Source organism: Haliscomenobacter sp., assembly GCF_033763495.1.
Lineage (GTDB): Bacteria > Bacteroidota > Bacteroidia > Chitinophagales > Saprospiraceae > Haliscomenobacter.
The window spans coordinates 1-19760 of the sequence record NZ_JANRKL010000110.1 but is presented as its reverse complement, the minus strand read 5'-3'; the positions used below and the strand labels follow the sequence as shown (position 1 = coordinate 19760).

At 48.4% G+C, this 19760-nt stretch carries 16 protein-coding genes; 3 read left to right on the top strand and 13 right to left on the bottom strand.

Going from position 1 to position 19760, the window contains the following annotated elements; translation table 11 throughout:
• Positions 1-16: 16 nt before the first annotated feature.
• The 10 genes from cysS to rimP form a co-directional block, all read right to left on the bottom strand.
• Positions 17-1522, bottom strand: a complete 1506-nt coding sequence (cysS, locus tag SFV55_RS11735; protein WP_320029692.1) for a cysteine--tRNA ligase — start codon at positions 1520-1522, stop codon at positions 17-19.
• Positions 1523-1636: 114 nt separating this feature from the next.
• A complete protein-coding gene (locus SFV55_RS11730) occupies positions 1637-2680 on the bottom strand; it encodes an endonuclease/exonuclease/phosphatase family protein (protein ID WP_320029691.1) in 1044 nt (347 codons plus the stop codon).
• Between the two features lie 31 nt (positions 2681-2711).
• Positions 2712-3692, bottom strand: coding sequence for a rhomboid family intramembrane serine protease (locus SFV55_RS11725; RefSeq protein ID WP_320029690.1), 981 nt, complete (start codon positions 3690-3692; stop codon positions 2712-2714).
• Positions 3693-3817: 125 nt separating this feature from the next.
• Complete coding sequence (locus tag SFV55_RS11720) at positions 3818-4498, bottom strand: rhomboid family intramembrane serine protease (RefSeq protein ID WP_320029689.1); 681 nt, start codon at positions 4496-4498, stop codon at positions 3818-3820.
• Positions 4499-4507: 9 nt separating this feature from the next.
• A complete protein-coding gene (gene mutL, locus SFV55_RS11715; RefSeq protein ID WP_320029688.1) occupies positions 4508-6418 on the bottom strand; it encodes a DNA mismatch repair endonuclease MutL in 1911 nt (636 codons plus the stop codon).
• Between the two features lie 86 nt (positions 6419-6504).
• Entirely contained in the window at positions 6505-6828 is a 324-nt protein-coding gene (locus SFV55_RS11710) for a hypothetical protein (protein WP_320029687.1), read from the bottom strand.
• 171 nt (positions 6829-6999) lie between these two features.
• The gene (locus tag SFV55_RS11705) at positions 7000-8175 is read right to left on the bottom strand and encodes an MFS transporter (protein ID WP_320029686.1); all 1176 of its coding nucleotides are present in this window, start codon (positions 8173-8175) and stop codon (positions 7000-7002) included.
• A 190-nt stretch (positions 8176-8365) separates the two neighbouring features.
• Positions 8366-11584 (bottom strand): translation initiation factor IF-2, encoded by a 3219-nt coding sequence (infB, locus tag SFV55_RS11700; RefSeq protein ID WP_320029685.1) that lies wholly within the window; start codon positions 11582-11584, stop codon positions 8366-8368.
• Positions 11585-11762: 178 nt separating this feature from the next.
• Entirely contained in the window at positions 11763-13013 is a 1251-nt protein-coding gene (gene nusA, locus SFV55_RS11695; protein ID WP_320029684.1) for a transcription termination factor NusA, read from the bottom strand.
• A gap of 17 nt (positions 13014-13030) precedes the next feature.
• Positions 13031-13504, bottom strand: a complete 474-nt coding sequence (rimP, locus tag SFV55_RS11690; protein ID WP_320029683.1) for a ribosome maturation factor — start codon at positions 13502-13504, stop codon at positions 13031-13033.
• A 253-nt stretch (positions 13505-13757) separates the two neighbouring features.
• Here rimP and mqnC point away from each other — a divergent pair, with 253 nt between their 5' ends.
• From mqnC to SFV55_RS11675, 3 genes are all read left to right on the top strand, one after another.
• On the top strand, positions 13758-14900 hold the full coding sequence (mqnC, locus tag SFV55_RS11685; protein WP_320029682.1) for a cyclic dehypoxanthinyl futalosine synthase: 1143 nt from the start codon (positions 13758-13760) through the stop codon (positions 14898-14900).
• A 109-nt stretch (positions 14901-15009) separates the two neighbouring features.
• Positions 15010-15780 (top strand): amidohydrolase, encoded by a 771-nt coding sequence (locus tag SFV55_RS11680; protein ID WP_320029681.1) that lies wholly within the window; start codon positions 15010-15012, stop codon positions 15778-15780.
• Positions 15781-15829: 49 nt separating this feature from the next.
• Positions 15830-16606: a hypothetical protein gene (locus tag SFV55_RS11675; RefSeq protein ID WP_320029680.1), complete on the top strand. Its 777-nt coding sequence runs from the start codon at positions 15830-15832 to the stop codon at positions 16604-16606.
• Here SFV55_RS11675 and SFV55_RS11670 read toward each other — a convergent pair.
• The 3 genes from SFV55_RS11670 to SFV55_RS11660 form a co-directional block, all read right to left on the bottom strand.
• On the bottom strand, positions 16603-16740 hold the full coding sequence (locus SFV55_RS11670; RefSeq protein ID WP_320029679.1) for a hypothetical protein: 138 nt from the start codon (positions 16738-16740) through the stop codon (positions 16603-16605). The genes SFV55_RS11675 and SFV55_RS11670 overlap by 4 nt on opposite strands.
• Before the next feature lie 69 nt (positions 16741-16809).
• Entirely contained in the window at positions 16810-18024 is a 1215-nt protein-coding gene (locus tag SFV55_RS11665) for an NAD(P)/FAD-dependent oxidoreductase (RefSeq protein WP_320029678.1), read from the bottom strand.
• 14 nt (positions 18025-18038) lie between these two features.
• On the bottom strand, positions 18039-19760 hold a 1722-nt coding region (locus SFV55_RS11660; protein WP_320029677.1), incomplete at its 5' end, for an amidophosphoribosyltransferase.

Below are 19760 nucleotides of genomic sequence, written 5' to 3'. Positions count from 1 at the left end.
TCTCATTCATCATTAATTACTCCTTCCCCCACTCAGTCCCCTCCTTTCCATCTTTCAGCACAATACCCACCGCTTTCAAAGTATCGCGAATTTTATCTGCCGTAGGCCAATCCTTACGCGCACGTACATCCGCACGCATGTCGATGATCAGGTGCATCAGGCCGTCGATGGTTTTGAAACTATCGTCACTACCAGTAGCAGCCTCGTCTTGCAGGCCAAAGATGTCGAACAAGAAGGTATGAAAAGTTGTTTTTAATTCGTTGAAAGTCACTTCGCTCAAGCCTTCCATGCTAACCTGGCCACCTTTCCAGCTGTTGACGCGGCTCACGATTTCGAACAAACGCGCCAGTGCTTTGGGCGTGTTGAAATCATCGTCCATTTCCTCGTGTACGGAGCTGATCCACTCTTTCACTTCCTGGTCTTGTGCGCCTGTAGCACCTCCGCTGAAGGGCAGTGCTTGCAGGGTAGCATAAGCTTCCATCAGGCGGCGATAACCTTTCTCCGCGGCTTGTAGCGCCTCATCGGTCAAGTCCAGGGTGCTGCGGTAATGTGTTTGCAACATGAAGAAACGCACGGCCATCGGGCTGTAACCTTTTGTGATATGGGGGCTATTGCCCGTAAACAACTCTTCCGGCATAATGGAGTTGCCATCCGACTTGGACATTTTTTTGCCATTCAGCAAAAGCATGTTGCCGTGCATCCAGGTTTTGGCCGGGGTGCAACCACATGCGCCGTAGTTTTGCGCCACCTCGTTTTCGTGGTGTGGAAACTTAAGGTCGTTACCCCCACCGTGAATGTCGAAGGTTTTGCCCAAGTATTTGGTACTCATTGCCGAGCATTCCAGGTGCCAGCCCGGGAATCCCACCGACCAGGGGGAATTCCAGCGCATCAGGTGCTCAGGATCGGCTTTGATCCAGATGGCAAAATCGGCAGAGTTGCGTTTTTCGTCCTGCTTTTTGAGGTTATCGCGTGATTCCGAGATGAGGTCTTCAATTTTTCGGCCCGACAAGGCTCCGTAAATGCCACTTTTTTCCGCAAACTTCAGGGTGTCAAAATACACCGAGCCATTGGCTTCGTAAGCGTAACCATTGTCGAGGATTTGTTGCACCATTTCGATCTGCTCGGGAATGTGCCCGGTGGCTCGCGGCTCAAGGCTTGGTGGAAGTACGTTAAAAATGCGCATCATATCGTGGAAACCCACCGTGTATTTGTGCGCGATTTCCATCGGTTCCAGTTGCTCCAGGCGGGCGCGTTTACCCAGTTTGTCTTCACCACCTGTATCTACATCACCTTCCAAGTGGCCAACATCGGTCACGTTGCGCACGTAGCGCACCTTGTAGCCCAGGAATTGCAGGTAGCGGTAGATGATGTCGAAGCTCACAAAGGTGCGACAGTTGCCCAAATGAACATTGCTGTAAACGGTAGGACCACATACGTACATGCCAACCCGGCCCGGGTGAATGGGTTGAAATACTTCTTTCTCTTTAGTGAGACTGTTGTAAATTTTTAGTGCACTGTTCATTGGACTGTTTTTTGCAGCGGCAAAAATATAAAAATGTGTTTGACTTGCGGCTAAGAGAAGTCGATCAACTCAAAAATGGGTGCTTTTTAGCGATTTTTGAGATTTGGATCCCGTTTACAATTGAATTACGGTAATGACAGGCCGGTGGTCGGAAAAACTGACCTTCCCCCGCTGACAATACAGAGGAGTAAATTTAAGGTCAGTAAACGTATAATCGATGCGCAGGCCTGGAATACGCCCCGCGTAAGTGATACCCAAACCCGAACCAGCCGTTAAAAAAGCATCCCGCAGGTTCTTACACATCCGATGGTGGGTATAGGATTGGGGAATGTCATTGAAATCACCGCAGACGACTACGGGATACGGACTATTGCTCAGGTGGGCCAATAATTCTTCCACTTGGCTAGCTCGCTCCTGTGCTGCCCGTTTAAATCTACCCAGAATACTTCTAACCCGATTCCAGTTTTCCCTTTCCCTTAAATCAGGTGAACTGGTCACCTCGTCCGTCAAACCTGTGATGGAATTGGATTGCAAGTGGACGTTGTATACCCGCACAATTCTTTCGCCAACTTGTAAGTCGGCATAACGATAACCATTGGTACTTCCAAAAAAACGAACCTCGGAGCGCAGAATGGGATAGCGGGAAAAAATGGCCAATTCTTCGGTTTTTTTCCAAATGGCATGTTCCAGCCCATTATGCTGTCGAATCGCATCCACATAAGTAGAGCCAATCTTGGCGTGATTCACAAATTCCTGTAAGCACAAGACGTCGGGTTGGTACTGATAGATCAGTGCTTGTAGTTCTTCTGGACTGGCTGGAGTACCTTTTTGGTGAAAATTGGTGAACCCGTATACATTGAACGTCATGGTTTTGAGCAAGGATGCACCTTCAGGACTTACACTACCAGGATGAAAACCAACCAAGCCCGCGAAGTGGTTCCAACCCACCAAAATAACGCCCAGCGACATCAAGGCTTGCCAGCGGCGTTGAAAAGCCCAATAGAATACAAAAAGCAGGTTGATAACCAATAAGGTAGGATAAACCAGGCCAATGAACGCGAAAGGCCAAAAGCGTTGTGGGCTGATGTAAGGGGCGAGGTAAGTCATCAGGGTGAACACAACAATCAGCACATTGGCCCAGCGAATTAGTTTTTGCACGATACGATTGGTTTTTCCACAAAAGGACTAGTTATTTCTTACTGGCATTGAATAAGAACTCTTTCTCTTCGGTACTCAAACTCTCGTATCCAGACTGCTTGATTTTGTCGAGTATAGCGTCCAATTGTTCCTGATGACTCATATTGTCGTAGTGGGGTGGAGCGCTGCTGCTACGTTTGCCTGAATCTTGTCGGCTGCTACCTGCAGTGGTTTTTTCCCTTACTTTAGGGTTTTTGTAAGCTACTTTGGGGCCTCGCTGGGGGGGAGTACCATTTCTCCACCGCGACCAACTCGCATCCCACCAGTCGAAAAAACGCATAAAAGGGAATGCAAAATCGTTGCCCTTGCGCAATTGCCAGGCATATGCAAAACCAAATATATCACCACCAAGGTGGGCAAAAAGACCTCCCGAATTGCTATCACCCATGGCGATGAAGGCCAGATCCAGGAAAATCAGGGTCACTACGATAAACTTGAGTTTTACATCACCAATCAGCAACAAACGCACCACATAGTCGGGTGCAATGACCCCGGAAATGACGATAGTTGCCATTACAGCTGCCGAGGCTCCCAATGCTGTAGCAGGTTCAGCACCTAGTAATTGAGGATTAAGTACGTTTTCAAAAATAAAAAAGCCCAGCGCACCAGCCAAGCCTCCCATGAGGTAGATAGGCAAAACCCGCTTGTTACCCAGCAAATCGCCGACAATTCGGCCACACATGTGGTAAAAAAGCATGTTCCACAAAATATGTCCGAAAGAAAAATGGCTAAACATGTTGGTGATGATCACCCAGGGATGGGTCAGTACAAACCACCAATCTGAAGACATGCAGATATAGTCCAAAAATTTCCCAAAGGTCGTATTGTCTGATTTCCAACCATTAAAAAGGTACAAACCGATATTGACCAAGTTAATGCCTACAAACACAGCAACGTTGACCAGGATGATGCGTGTCACCGCATTCCCGTAGTTGAATTCCCGCTTTAAATCCTCCCAGATCGACCTTAGCATGATGTATCCTGATTTGTATTGGGCAAAATAAACACTTGTTTCGTTCTTGCCCCTTGCACAAGTTTAGTCCAAAAATAAAACGTTTTATCCTCATTTGAAAGGCCGAACCCCTTCAAATGTGCTGATTATAGCCGAGTGCCGAATTTCTCCCAATAAACGATCAAAAAATAACCAAATATTGCTCCGCCAATGTGGGCAAAATCTGCTACTCCCCGATTGCCTCCGATGATTCCAAACCCCGTCAATATCGCAAATCCGAAGAAAGCCATTATCAGGTATTTCGCCGGTATCCTGATTGGGAGGAAAAAAATACCGATGGGCTCATTCGGAAAGTTCAGCATAAAAGCCATCATAACTCCAAAAATAGCCCCAGAGGCCCCCAGCATCGGCGTATTAATGGCACCAAGGGAGGCTCCTCCCCAATAATAAAGTTCCAGGTATTTCATCCCGAGGTACAATAGCATAGAGCCGAATCCGCAGAACAAATAAAAAAACAAGAATCTTCTTTCCCCCCAAAGCATTTCAACCATGGTTCCAAACATGAATAAGCCCAGCATGTTGAACAACAAATGCCCAACGTCTCCATGCATAAACATGTGGCTCACCAATTGGTAAGGGCGAAAGTAGGGTGAACCAGGAAAAAACAAGGCGAACATGTATCGCTCCCAATCCACTAATTCAGCCGTTCCACCCAGTAGTGCACCAGTCAGTTCTCTGGCCGGATCTCCCCAAACCAGTAACGTAACAAAAAATACTAAAACGTTGATGATCAACAAATGTTTAACCACATCGGTAATGCGCATCATGATGTAAGATTATTCAAATTGTTTTTGTAAATCTTCTAACTCGTAGGTTACGAAGCATTTTTTGCCAAAAGGACTGCGGAAAGGCATGGCACAGGCGAATAACTGATCAATTAAAGCTTGCATTTCTACTTCATTGAGCAATTGCCCCCGCTTGATGGCTGCACTGCGCGCCATCGAACGGGCCAGGCTTTCGCGGGTATTCAACTGGAGTTCCAGTCCTATTTTATGTTGTTCCAATAAACTTTCCAGAATACTCCGTTCACTTTGTTTGCCCGCCAGCTCAGCGGGTAGCCCATTGACCACAAAAGAGTTCACTCCGAATTCCTGCACATCAAAACCCAGGGGTTGTATTTCCGACAAGAGGTCTTTGAGCAAGGTGGCATCGTTGGGGCTAAAATTCAGGGTAATGGGGAAAAGTTGCTGTTGGGTAGAGCCCTGTCGCGTTTCCATCCTGCTCAGGTATTGCTCGTACAGGATGCGCTCGTGAGCAGATTGCTGATCAATGAGCATGTAGCCAGATTTGATTTGGCTCACGATGTAAGTACCCTGAAGTTGGTAGGGAGCTTTGTGCTGTTTGGCAAAAGCCTCATCAGTACCCGTACCAAGAGTAGTTTCTTCCAACTCCCAAGAACTTCCGATCGTCAGGGTTTGAGTGTTCTCTTGCTCGCTTTCACTGTTTACAGTTTCTTCTGGTTCTTCATCTGCCCCCCCCAGATCTTTGTACAGGAGTTGCCAGTTGCGCAGGTTGTTGTCTTCACGGCGTTGCGCCGGGTCATTGTCCCGCCCGGTAGAAAAGGTTTTCGCATCATCATTTTGCCAGGCGCCACTGTTGCGCGCTGGGGTGATGAAGGGTTTGTCCTGTTCTTGTTTGGCTGTAATATAAGGAAGTTTAAGGCCTGATTCCTGTTCAAAATCCAGGCTGGGCATCACCCCGTATTGCCCCAAACCATGGCGAACTGCTACTTTGAGGTAATTGTACACCAGGCGATCGTCTTCAAATTTGATCTCCTGTTTGGTAGGATGTACATTGACGTCAATACGGGCCGGGTCAATGTCCAAAAAGAGCAGGTAAAAAGGGTACATTTCTTTGGGCAAAACTTCCTCATAAGCGCTCATCACTGCGTGGTGCAGGTAACTGCTTTTGATGAAGCGGCTGTTGACAAAAAAGTACTGTTCCCCCCGGACTTTTTTGGCAAATTCGGGTTTGCCCACAAAGCCTTTGATCTGGATGACGTCGGTATCTTCATTCACAGGCACCAGACGGGTATTGATGGCATTGCCAAAAACTCCGGTGATGCGTTGCCGCAGGTTACCGGGCGGCAAATGAAACACCTCAGAACCATTGTGGTGCAAGGAAAAAAAGATATCGGGATTGGCCAGTACCACCCGTTCAAATTCATCGAGGATATGGCGAAACTCTACGGTGTTGGCTTTTAAGAAATTGCGCCGAGCAGGTACATTGTAAAAGAGATTTTTAACCGAAAAGCTGGTCCCTGCTGCCGTTTGGCAAGGCTCCTGAGATTTCACCCTAGAACCTTCGGCGTGCAATAAGGTCCCCATTTCGCTGGCATGTCGCCGCGTGCGCAACTCCACCTGTGCAACCGAAGCAATAGAAGCCAGCGCCTCACCCCGAAATCCCATGGTGCGAATGGCAAAGAGGTCGTCAGCGCTGCGGATTTTGGAGGTTGCATGCCGTTCAAAGGACATCCGGGCATCGGTTTCCGACATACCACAACCGTCGTCGATGACCTGAATCAGGGTTCGTCCGGCGTCTTTTACAATCAATTTGATGTTTTTGCTGCCTGCATCTACCGCGTTTTCCATCAACTCTTTAACTACCGAAGCAGGGCGTTGAATCACCTCGCCGGCAGCAATTTGGTTGGCAATCGAGTCGGGCAGTAGCTGAATCACATCAGCCATATGTATTGAGTATTTTTAAAGCTTTGCTAAATGATGCCTAAATTTAAACAATTTTTGGTAGGGAAAAGGTTCGGAAGAACAAGAATTTAAAATTCCCATCCATCCAACTTGGGGGGCTTATAGGTCAGTTTGGTGATGGCGCGTTGTTTCTGGCGGTTCAAAATCAAACGCCCCAATGCAAAATGTGCGGGTTCATTGGCAAGAGGACTCAGCGCAAAGTGAATTCTCCCCTCGTCGATATCCAGGCGGTACATGTAGCTCAGCAAGAGGTCCTTATTCTCTTCCATCATTTCAGCTACCCGATTGGCAATGGCGTCGAGTAGCTCGGCCTCGCTGAGGGGAGTCGTTTGGGTCAGCCCGAAATCCTGAGCTACCAGGGCTTTGGTTTGTTCTAAATATTCCTCTTCCATATTGAAAGGATGAGCTACTTAAAAATATAAGTAGCAGTAAGTTATTAATGTATCAACCTGAGATGGCCCTTAGATGTCTTAGATGGTTCAATTAACCTATTTTTTAAACTATTCTAGATTGCTTTTTTTACCATCTAAGACATCTAAGGGCCATCTCAGGTTGGTTTTTTCTCAAGGCTGTCGTTTGGGACTCCGAAACAATAACGCAAAAAACACTGCCGTAAATATCCCTACCCCACCCGGTACCAGCCAAACCGCCGACCAGTTGATCGTCTTACTCAAGGTATGCCAACTCACCACTTCACCAGCAATTAAAGAGCCAATAAAGGCCCCCATCCCAGAGATGATTAACGCAATGAAGCCCTGCGCCGTACTCCGCAAAGATACCGGAACTTTTTCATCGATGTAAATTTGTCCAGCCAATGCTGTAAAGGACCAGGCCAAGCCATGCATACCCAGACCCACCCAAACCATTAGTGGCAAGTCTATCCCTCCCCAGGACAACAATAGGTAACGAATACCCCAAGCCAGAATCCCCATTAAAATCACTGGTTTCAGCCCAAAGTAGCGGCGCGCATAGGGCAAGAGCAATACAAACCCAATCTCCGTAGCCTGCCCGATCGACATCATCGCCGCTGCGTTTTTAAAGCCCTGATCTTTTAAATAAGCATTGACAAAGCTGTAATAAAAGGCATTGGGGATACAAATCAGGGTTAGAGCAATCAGCAGTACCATAAAGCTGCGGTCCTGAATGAGCTGCTTCCCAGTGGCCAAAAGGCTGGTTTTTTCCTTTTTACCCAGCGGCGGGGTGGAGGGCAAGGTCAAAACATAAATGCTTTGAAAAATGGAGGCCGTAGCCGACAAGCGCAAAGGCAAAGTGGTGGTTTCCAAATCCAGCCCGCCTACACACAAACCCGTTGCAATCCAGCCCAAGGTACCCCATACCCGCAAGCGTGGATAATCCCGTGCAGGCTCCGGGATATTGTGAAAGGTCATGGCTGTAGACAAGGCAAAAGTGGGCATGTAGCAAATGGCATACAACAACATGACCGGGTAAAAAAAGGCAAAAGTATCCATCGTGCTGAGGGCAAACATGAGCAAGCCGCCCGTAAAGTGCAAGGTGGCCAGAATGCGCTCCAAACGAAAATGCCGATCGGCCAAACGCCCCGCCCAAAAGGGTGAAACCATGGCAGCAATGGCTGTGGTGCCATACACCAAGCCTACTTCGCGACCGCTGAAGTGCAAGCTTTGTAAAAGATAGGTTCCAGTGGTCACCGTCCAGGAGCCCCAAATGAAAAATTGAAGGAACTGGAAAAGGGCGAGACGAAGGTAAAGGGAGGTTTGCAAGGTGGTGGTTTTTGCGGGGCGAAGGTAGGGGATTTTTGTAGCAATTTTCAGGTAGATGTCCAGAACTGCGAAGCGGTGACATCATTATAGCCTCATCCCCCCAAAAAACAACAATGCCCAATCAAACGCACCCGCGTCTAATTGGACATTGTCTGGCCACTAGTGCCGTATTCCACTCAGCCAAGCTATTCTAGCTCAACTTCTGCTTGATCTCAACAATTTCATACGCTTCAATCACGTCACCTTCTTTAATGTCGTTGAAGTTTTTGATCGAAAGACCACATTCCAAACCAGCTTTCACTTCGCGTTGGTCTTCTTTGAAACGTTTCAAGGAAGCCACTTCGCCGTGAGCGCCTTCACGGGTTGGGAACACTACGATACCATCCCGTACCACGCGGATGTGGCTGTTCCGGGTAATTTTGCCCTCGGACACCAAACAACCTGCAATGGTACCCACTTTGCTGATCTTGTACACCTCGCGGATTTCCACCAAACCAGTGATTTTTTCTTCCTTGGTGGGTTCAAGCATCCCTTCAATGGCCGCTTTAACCTCTTCAATGGCTTCGTAGATGATGGAGTAGGTTTTTACTTCCACCCCTTCACGCTCGGCCACCTTACGCGCACTGGCGGAAGGCCGCACCTGGAAACCGATGATGATGGCGTCGGAAGCCGAAGCCAGCAAGATATCCGCTTCGATGATCTGACCAACGGCCTTGTGGATCACGTTGACCTGTACCGATTCGATCGACAGTTTGATCAAGGAGTCCGCCAAGGCTTCTACCGAACCATCCACGTCCCCTTTCACAATCAGGTTCAACTCCTTAAAGTTGCCCAGTGCCAAACGACGGCCAATTTCGTCGAGTGAAATCCGCTTGGTAGCTCGGTTGGCCTGTTCGCGGGTAATTTGTGAACGTTTGGAAGCGATTTGACGCGCTTCCTGGTCATTTTCGTATACTTTGAACAAGTCACCCGCTTGTGGTGCACCACTCAAACCAAGTACCATGACTGGAGTAGCTGGACCCGCTTCGGTGACCCGTTTGCCACGCTCGTTGAGCATGGCCCGTACCTTACCCGAAAATTCACCCGCTACAAAGGTATCCCCCACTTTAAGGGTTCCGTTTTGGACCAACATTTTGGTCACGTAACCACGGCCTTTGTCCAAGGTTGCTTCGAGTACCGTACCAGAAGCACGCCGATTCGGGTTAGCTTTGAGTTCCAGTAATTCTGCTTCCAGCAGGATTTTTTCCATCAGTTCGGGAATACCATGGCCGGTTTTGGCTGAAATGTCCTGGGATTGGAATTTTCCACCCCAGTCTTCCACCAAAATATTCATGTTGGCCAATTCTTCCTTGATCTTTTCGGGGCGAGCTCCCGCTTTATCTACCTTGTTGATGGCAAAAACCATGGGCACCCCAGCTGCTTGAGCGTGGCTGATGGCTTCACGCGTTTGAGGCATGATGCTATCGTCCGCAGCAACAATGATGATGGCTATGTCGGTTACCTTGGCCCCCCGCGCACGCATCGCCGTAAAGGCTTCGTGACCCGGTGTATCCAGGAAGGTAATTTTGCGATGGTCTTCCAGTTCTACTTCGTAAGCACCAATGTGCTGGGTGATACCCCCGGCTTCGCCCGATACCACGTTGGCTTTACGGATGTAGTCAAGCAAAGAAGTTTTACCGTGGTCGACGTGACCCATTACGGTTACGATCGGAGCGCGGTCCCGCAGTGTTTCGGGGGCATCTGGTGCTTCGATTTCTTCACCAACCTGATCTTCTACTGAGATAAACTCCACTTCATGGCCAAATTCACTGGCTACCAATTCGATGATTTCTGCATCGAGGCGCTGGTTGATGGATACGATTACCCCGAGGCTCAAACAAGTGGTGATTACTTCCGTCACACCAACGTTCATCACGCTGGCCAATTCGGATACCGAGATGAACTCGGTTACCTGCAGTTTGCCGCCTTCGGCTTCTTGTTCCAGGATTTCCTGGCGTTCACGGAAGCGATCTCGTTTATCACGTTGCAACTTTTGGCGCTTTTTCTTTCCACCTCCGGAAAGACGAGCCATGGTTGCCTTGATTTTTTCTTCAATCTGGCGTTGCGAAACTTCGCCGTTGTTTTCTTGAGTAGCTGGGCGATTTCCACCGCTATTGCCCTGTTGATTAGGGCGGTGCTGAGGTCGGCGATCGTTGTTATTGTTATTGTTGTTATTGTTGCCTCCGCCTTGTGGACGTTGACCTTGGCCGCCACCACGGTTGTCGCCTCCTTGGTTCTGGCCCTGGCCTTGTTGGCCCTGAGCACCACCTTGGCCTTCCTGGCCAGGGGTAACCTTTTTGCGTTTGCGTTTGCGTTTTTTCTTTTCAGCTTCTGACAAAGCATTGCCAGGAGGATTGGAGCCTCCTCCCCCTTCAGTTTGTGGACGGCGGTTGGGGTTATCCGGAGAATTGGGTTGGCCGCTGTTATTTGGACGGTTGCGGTTGTCGCCGCCCCGGTTGTCTCGGTTTTGGTTGCCCCCAGGATTGTTGCCTCCCCCTTGGCCCTGGGTTGCCGGGCCACGATTTTGTTGGCCGGGTTGGTTGCCTCCGCCCTGGCCCTGGGTTGCCGGGCCACGGTTTTGTTGGCCTCCAGGTTGGTTTCCGCCTTTACCTCTGCCTTGGTCTTTGCCTTTTTCTGGCTTTTTACCACGTGGGCGTTCGAACTTATCGGTATCGATTTTGCCCAAAATTTTCAGTCCCCGCAATTCGGGAGTTTCGGCACGGAAATTATCGCCACCATTGCCATTTGGAGCCTCAACCTCGGTTGTTGGCGCTGTTTTGGCTTCGGGTGTGTTGGCGGTTGGAATCTCGCTAGAAGGAGGAGTACTAATCACGGTAGCTTGTGGTTCGAGAGGCTTTTCTTTGGCTGGCTCGGGTGTTCGTTTTTCTTCTATTGGAGCAGGAACCTCTTCACGTGGAACCGGCTTCTCCTCAATGGGCGTAGGTGTTTCTTCCTTACGCTTGTTGACAGGTTCATTGCTGCTGGGGGTCGTTTTTTCAATGCGCTGCTTGAGTCGCTCGCTTAGGTCAATCTTACCCAAAACAACGGGTTTCTGCAATTTGAAGCGGTGGCTTTCGCTCTCCACTTCACTCTTGGGCTCGCTGTCTTCTTCGCTTGATTTCTCTTTGGCAGGAGTGGCGTGCTCCGCTACTTCCGGTTTAGGCCGGACAGAACCAATATTGACATTTTTGGCAGCGTCTTTGATTTCGATTGACTTTTGAAAATGGCGCGTCAATTCATCGTACATACCATCGGTAATCTTGGCATTGGGTTTGTTTTCAATATCAAAACCCTTACTGTTGAGGTGTTCCACAATAGTAGCCGTACCGACATTTAAGTCCCTAGCAATCTTAACTAAAACTCTTGACATTCGAAAAATTTAGAAAACTGGCACAAAGATAAGGGAAAACCATTGAAAGTAAAGCAAATCCGATTTTTCCACAGATTATCTTTGAAAAAATATACTTCAATGACTTTCCCTTGCCTAACGAGCCTAGTTGAACAGCAACATAAGGCTAAGTTAGGCCAGAAAGTTCCCGAAAAGGAACTTAATTATTTTCTCCTTCTTCAAATTCAGCGGCCAGAACGCGAAGCACATCATCAATAGTTTCCTCCTCAAGGTCGGTACGGCGGAGCAATTCAGCTTTGCTGAGGCTCAATACACTGCGGGCAGTGTCGCAACCAATGGCCTGGAGGGCTTCGATGATCCAAGGTTCGATTTCATCGCCGAATTCGTCGAGATCCACATCGTCGATTTCGTATTCGTCTGTATTGTTGCGGTAAACATCAATTTCGTAACCAGTCAATTGGCTGGCCAGTTTGATATTGGTTCCACTTTTACCAATTGCCAGGGATACCTGGTCTGGTTCGAGGTAAACATCCGCGTGATTGGTTTCCGTATTCAACTCAATGCGGCTTACTTTTGCCGGGGTAAGGGCACGTTGGATGTACAAACTTGCATTGTTGGTGTAGTTAACAATGTCGATGTTTTCATTGTTTAACTCGCGTACAATGCCATGAATCCGGGAGCCTTTCATCCCTACGCAAGCGCCTACGGGGTCGATGCGGTCGTCGTATGATTCTACAGCTACCTTGGCACGTTCACCAGGCAGGCGTACAATTCTTTTGATGCTGATCAGGCCATCTTCAATTTCGGGAACTTCTGCTTCCAGCAATTTTTCCAGGAAAGCATTATCGGTACGCGACATCACCACAATCGGGGTGTTGTTGCGCAATTCCACCCGTCGAATGATGCCTTTAACCATATCTCCCTTGCGGAAGAAATCGGCTTTGATGGTTTCGGTGCGTGGCAATACCAATTCATTGCCGGTAGCATCGTCCACCACCAAAAATTCTTTCTTCAGGATCTGGTGAATTTCGCCTACGATTACTTCGCCGATGCGCTCGGAGTAGCTCTTGTACACCTCGTCTTTTTCCAATTCCATGATTCTGGAAATGAGGGTCTGACGGGCAGCCATGATGGCACGGCGACCAAAGTCTTCCAATTGCAGGCGTTCGTAGCACTCTTCCCCAATCTCATAGTCTTCGTCAATCGAGAGGGCTTCGGAAATGGAGATTTGCGCACGGTCGTCCGTAACCTCACCGTCGGGTACAATTTCGCGTACCCGCCAAAGTTCCAAGTCACCGTTTTGTGTATTGACAATTACGTTAAAATTGTCGTCTGATCCAAATTTCTTCTTGATCAGGGTACGAAATACATCCTCCAGTACCCGCGCCATGGTCGGGCGGTCTATGTTCTTCCCAGCTTTAAATTCTGAGAAAGTGTCTACCAGATTCATTGCACTATAGTTTATAGTTAAAAACTGAGCTTCACAACTGCCTTGACAATATGCTCAAAGGGAATCACCGTCTGGATCGTCCCTTTCATGTTCTTTTTCCCTTCTTTCCATTTGATTTCTTCTTCCAGAACAATGGATTCGGGGTTCACGGTTTTCAGGATACCGGTTTTTCCTTCGCCTTCGCTGAGTTGTACTTCCAGGGTACGACCAAGGTTGCGGGTGTACTGACGGGCAAACTTCAGTGGACGAAAAATGCCTGGCGAGGAAACATCCAGCCCATAATCTTCACCCAGCCAGCCATTGGTATCCAAATGGGATTCCAAAAAACGGTGGATGCGTTGACATTTTTCCAGCGTAATGCCCGAATCACTATCGACATAAACTTCCAGCTGCTTGCCGCCTTCCAGTTTGATTTCGACAGTAAAACAATCTGCGAATTCTGGTTCCTGAAATTTTTCCTGTAAGAGTTCTTCAATCTTTTCGGTAATCATGCGGTTTTCATTGGTATTGCCTAAACAAGCTCCATACACGCAAAAGAGGGAACCATGTGTGATTCCCTCTTTTGAAGTGTTTTTTCCAACTTGGGTGCAAATATAAGCAATGTTTTTGATTCTGAACAGTTTTTGTACGGCTGTGGTTTAATTTTTTATTTTTCATAGTTTTCAGAAAAAAATGAAAAATAAAACCCTGTTAGTAAAACCAGGGTTTTGTAATTTTGTTCTTTTGCAAAGCAAACCATTGTCCATGCATACTGAAGAATTATTGCAAAGAGCGCTGCGCTTCGATTTTTTATCCGCCGAGGAAGGCCAGTTCTTGTTGGAACAAGCCCCTACTGCCGATTTGATGTACGTAGCGCACCAATTGCGGCGCAAACAAGTGCCGGGCAATCATGTTACCTGGATCATCGATCGCAATTCCAATACGACCAACGTATGTTTGGCCAATTGTAAATTTTGTAATTTTTACCGCCGCCCGGGGCATGAGGAATCGTATGTGACTTCGATAGAGGAATACAAGCAAAAAATTGAAGAGACCTTTGCCTTTGGGGGAGAACAATTACTCTTGCAAGGAGGCCATCACCCGGATTTGGGTTTGGAGTATTACACGGGTTTGTTTCGGGAGCTCAAATCTCTGTATCCCAACTTGAAGCTCCATGCTTTGGGGCCGCCCGAAATAGCCCATATCACCAAGCTGGCCAAGTCGACGCATTACGAGGTATTAAAAGCCTTAAAAGAATCTGGATTGGATAGTTTGCCTGGAGCCGGGGCTGAAATTTTGGACGACCGGGTACGTCGTTTGATCTCCAAAGGCAAATGTGGCGCCCAGGAATGGCTCGATGTCATGCGGGCTGCGCACCAATTGGACCTCACCACCTCAGCCACGATGATGTTTGGCCACATCGAAACCAACCTGGAGCGGATGGAGCACTTGGTCAAAATCCGTGAGGTACAGGCCGAAAAACCTGCCAATGCCAAGGGTTTCCTGGCCTTCATTCCCTGGCCATTCATGGATGAGGACACCATTCTGAAAAAACTCAAACGCGCCCGCAACACCGTTACGGGTGATGAATATGTCCGCATGATTGCCATCAGCCGTATCATGTTGCCCAATGTGATCAACATCCAGGCTTCCTGGCTGACCGTGGGTAAACAAGTGGCACAAATCTGTTTGCACGCTGGTGCCAATGATTTTGGCAGCATCATGATTGAAGAAAATGTAGTTTCGGCCGCGGGTGCCCGTTTCCGCTTTACTGCCCAGGGCATTCAGGATGCCATTCGGGAAGCGGGTTATGAGCCCAAGTTGCGTAACCAGCAATACGAATTCCGGGAATTGCCGACAAATATCCGCCAGCAGGAGCTGGATCGGGTAGAAATGATTGTAGATTAGTTTAGATGTTGAGGCTACCGCAAAAATGGGTATGGGTGTAATGTGTGGGTGTGAAAGTGTGCATGTCGCTGCGGTAGCCTCAACTCCTCAACTCCTTAACCTTATTTTTATGTTTGTTACCTTAATCCAAGCACGGCTAAACTGGGAAAATCCGGAAGCCAACCGCGCTTATTTCAGCGAAAAACTGGCGGCACTACAAGAGCCAACGGATTTGATTGTATTGCCCGAAATGTTTACCACTGGTTTCAGCATGAGCCCGGAAACTTTGGCCGAACCCATGGATGGGCCGACCATGCAGTGGTTGGCGGAACAAGCCCGCAGCAAGCAGGCGGCCATCACCGGAAGTTTTATAGCCACCGAAAACGGCCAGTATTTCAATCGTCTGGTCTGGATGCAGCCCGATGGGCAACTTTATACCTACGATAAACGGCACTTGTTTACCTTGGCCGGGGAGCATGAGCATTACACCCCAGGGCAAAAACATTTGATCGTAGAATGGAAAGGTTGGCGAATCATGCCCCTGATTTGTTACGATTTGCGATTCCCGGTGTGGAGCCGCAATACCCAGGCTTATGATTTGCTGTTGTACGTAGCTAATTTTCCCGAAATTCGCAGTTATGCCTGGCAGCAATTGTTGACTGCCCGTGCCATCGAGAATCAGGCATATACTATAGGTGTAAATTGTGTCGGTACCGACGGCAAAGGCATCCAATACTCTGGAGACACCGTATTGCATGATTATGCGGGTGAGGTACTGTACCGGGTTTCGCACACGGAAGATGTGTACACTGCTACTCTATCCAAAGCAGATCAGGATCGTTTTCGGCAAAAATTTGCTTTCTTGCAGGATCGCGATGCCTTTGTAATGGAGCAAAAATAAATGTTCATTTTTTACCGCTCTATACCTTTAACCCTTAAAGATTTCAGGAATGCGTTGGATCACCTGGATACTCGGCAAAGAATGGGATCACCCCTTACCCAAAGGCAAGTTCAGCGAACTGCGCCCGGATATGCTGATGATTACGCTGCGCAAATTGCAAGCGCGCATCACGGAGCGTTTTCCCGAGGCAGGCTTGGGCAAGGTAAGCAAAGAGTTGACGGAACTGGGGCGTTTTGGCATTCACATCTCCCCCCGTTTGCGCAAGCCCATGTGGACATTGCGCATTCTGACGGCCGTATCCATCCTTGTTTTGGTTGTAGTTGTTTCGGTGTTGGCCTGGCAAAGTGTGCAAAAGCTATCTCACGAAACCAACGGCTGGAGTGATTTTTTACAAGGCCTGGAGGCGGGCATCAACGAGATCATCTTTTTATCCATCGCCATCTTCTTTTTGGGTAGCATCGAAATGCGTTACAAACGTAGCCTTGCCTTGCGTTCGCTGCATGCACTGCGCAGTTTGGCTCACGTGGTAGATATGCACCAACTAACCAAAGACCCGGCCATCATTCTGGCGGGTACCAATTTTAAACCAACAGAGTCTTCTCCACAACGTACGATGACACCCTATCAGTTGACCCGCTATCTAGAATACTGTTCAGAAATGCTTTCACTGACCAGCAAATTGGCGGCCCTACACGTACAATATTTGGATGACCCGGTAGTGTTGAATGCGGTGAATGACATTGAATCCTTGACACAAGGATTGTCGAATAAGATCTGGCAGAAGATTATGATTCTGGATTTGGCGGGGCCGGAAAAAGAGCTTTAGGTGCATTTTTGAAAAAACACCACCAAAAACACTCCCAACCAAATCAATCCTTTGATCAGGAAAAATAAAAAACCGCCAATGCCGAGGCGTTTGAGCCAAAGTCTGGCCTTTGAGGGTGGTGTTGTGCTGGACATAAATTGAGGTTTTAGAATAACCAATGTAGCAGGAATCACCCAAAACAACAACAAATCCCTAGAGGAAAATCACACATTCGCTACCGCATCCCGGCCGCTCCGCATCGCCGCATCCAGGGATGCATTCAATAGTTGATCCCCTGCCAAAATGATGTTGTTGTTTAGCGCATATTGGGTGCTCGGGATGGCGTAACGCAATGCTTCCACAATCGGCAGAGATTCGGGGAGGTGAAAGGTTTTCAGGTGGGTCAATTCCAAATCGGCCCGACTTACCATTTTTTTCAAGGCAGCACTCACCGTTTCTGGCGTCGCAATGGTATCTGATTTGAGTGAAACTGAAATCAGAACTTTTCCCGCTGGAGCATAATCCACTGACACCTCACTCAACACACAGAAACTGTTGATGGGGTTATCAGCATCGGCAATCAGGCCAATGAGGGGAGCCTGGAGAGGGCTGAAATTGGCTGAGAAATAAAGATTGTAAGTGCCCTGATAAGCCTGGGTTTGGCCACGCAGGCCAGGAATCAAATTCGTCGGATTGCCAGTAACAATGACCTTATCGAAGTCCAGGCGTTCGCCTGCCTGGGTGATCAGGTAGTTTTCCTGAATCTCTTGTACCGGAGTATTGAAGCGGAAGGTGGTTTGTTGGAGTTTTGCCTGGAGTTGTTTGACCACTTCTTCCAGACCTTTGGCGGGGATGGCGGCGTATCCTTTGCCGAACATTTTGAACACAAAGCGAAACATTGTAGCAGGGGTACTCAACTCATTTTCCAAAAAAATCCCTCCAAAAAAAGGCCGAAAAAATTGCTTAATGATCCGCTCGCTGAAGCCGTATTGGCGCAAAAAATCAAGTGTGGATTGGGGATTGCCGTCAAAAATTTGTTCGCGGGGCATACTTTGTAATTGGTGGTTCAGTTGCCAAATTTTGATTTTGTCCCACAGCGATCCAATTGGCGAAAACAGAGCCGTCCAAAGTTGGGAGGGGTCACGCAGGGGATCAGAAAAACGGAAAGAACGCCCGCCTGAATAAATCGCTGCGCCCGGTTGAAAATGACGCAAATTGAGTTTGTCCAGATCGAGGTAACGCTGCACTTCCGCGTACTCCGTGAGCAAGACCTGGAAACCATGATCGAGTAAAAAACCATCCACAGCTTCAGTTTTGACACGGCCACCAGCCCGATCGCTTGCTTCCAGAATCAAGGGTTGGTAGCCTTTTTCTTCACAGTGTTTTGCGGCAATCAGGCCTGCTACTCCTGCACCAACGATGATGATTTTTTTCTCCATAATATTTTCTAAGACTAGTAAGCCCGCTCGTCGCGCTTTTCCATGTAGTTGATAAATGCACGATTCACCACTTTGTTCCCGCCCGGCGTGGGATAATTTCCAGAAAAATACCAATCACCATTGTTGTTGGGGCAAGCCTCATGCAAACCCGCTACCGATTGGTAAATCACCTCAATCTTGGGTTTGATGCCTTTGGGCGTAACGATTTTGGCAATCTGCTTGGAAATTTGATCGTCGGTGTATAGATCATAAAGGCTTTGTACCTCATTGCGAATCAATTCCTTGGGTAAATTCTCCTGCGCTTTACAACGCTGATAAGCCTCCTCCAGCAAGTGGGACCGTTTGTCTTGCTTCAGCAAATCCACCAAAGCCTTGAAGGCTACAAACTCGCCCATTTTCGACATGTCAATGCCATAACAATCGGGGTAGCGAATTTGGGGTGCGGAAGAAACCACGATGATTTTTTTTGGACGCAAACGGGAAGCGATTTCAATGATGCTGTCCCGGAGGGTGGTGCCCCGTACAATGGAGTCATCCATCAGCACCAGGGTATCCTGATCGTTGTGCACCAGGCCGTAGGTGACGTCGTACACGTGCGAAACCAGGCGACCCCGGGCAGTAGTATCCGCAATGAAAGTGCGCACCTTTTCGTCTTTGACCACCAGGCGTTCGATGCGCGGCTTTTGGGCCATGATTTTTTCAATCTTCTTGGGCTTCAACTTGCCTTCTTCAAGCGCTTTGACCAGTTTTTTCTCTCGAATGGCATCCAGGTTTTCGTACAAACCTTCAATCATACCCATAAAAGCAGTTTCGGCGGTATTAGGGATGAAAGAAAAAACGGTGTTTTCGAAATCATAGCCTACTGCTTCCAGGATGGGTTTGACCAACTGATGGCCCAATTTTTTGCGCTCCAGGTAAATGTCGCGGTCATTACCTCGGGAGAAGTAGATGCGTTCAAAGGAGCAACAGTGCCGCTCACTGGTGTCGGTAAAGGGTAACTCTTCCACCTTACCGCCCTTTTTGATGATCAGAGCATGCCCGGGGGTAACCTCTTTGACACTGCTGATGTGTACATCCAGAGCAGTTTGAATGGCTGGTCGCTCTGAAGCCACCACCACAATCTCGTCATCGTGGTAATAAAATGCTGGGCGAATGCCATTAGGGTCGCGCATCACAAAGGCATCGCCGTGCCCGATCAGGCCACACATGACGTAACCACCGTCAAAACGTTTGCTGGCGCGGCGCAACAGGCGCTGGATGTCCAGTTGTTCAAAGATATAATCGTTGATCTCCATGTTGGTGTAGCCGTCAGGCTTGAACCAGGTGTGGAGGCGTTGTACTTCGTCGTCGAGAAAATGGCCAATTTTTTCCAAAACCGTAACCGTGTCAGATTTTTCCTTGGGGTATTGGCCCAGCTCAACCAACTCCTGGAATAATTCGTCTACGTTGGTCAGGTTGAAGTTGCCAGCCAGCAAGAGGTTGCGGTTGATCCAGTTGTTCTGGCGCAGAAAGGGGTGGCAGGTTTCGATGCTGTTGTCGCCGTGGGTGCCGTAGCGCAGGTGACCCAGGAGCAGTTCGCCTACATAAGGCAGGTTGTCTTTCATCCAGGGCGCATCACTTAACTGCTTGTCGCTGAGGTTGCGGAAGTGTTTGCTCCAGATTTCTTCAAAAAGTTCGGTGAGGTAGTTGTTCGGCGTGACGTTGCGTTTGCGGCTGATGTATTTGGTACCGGGTTT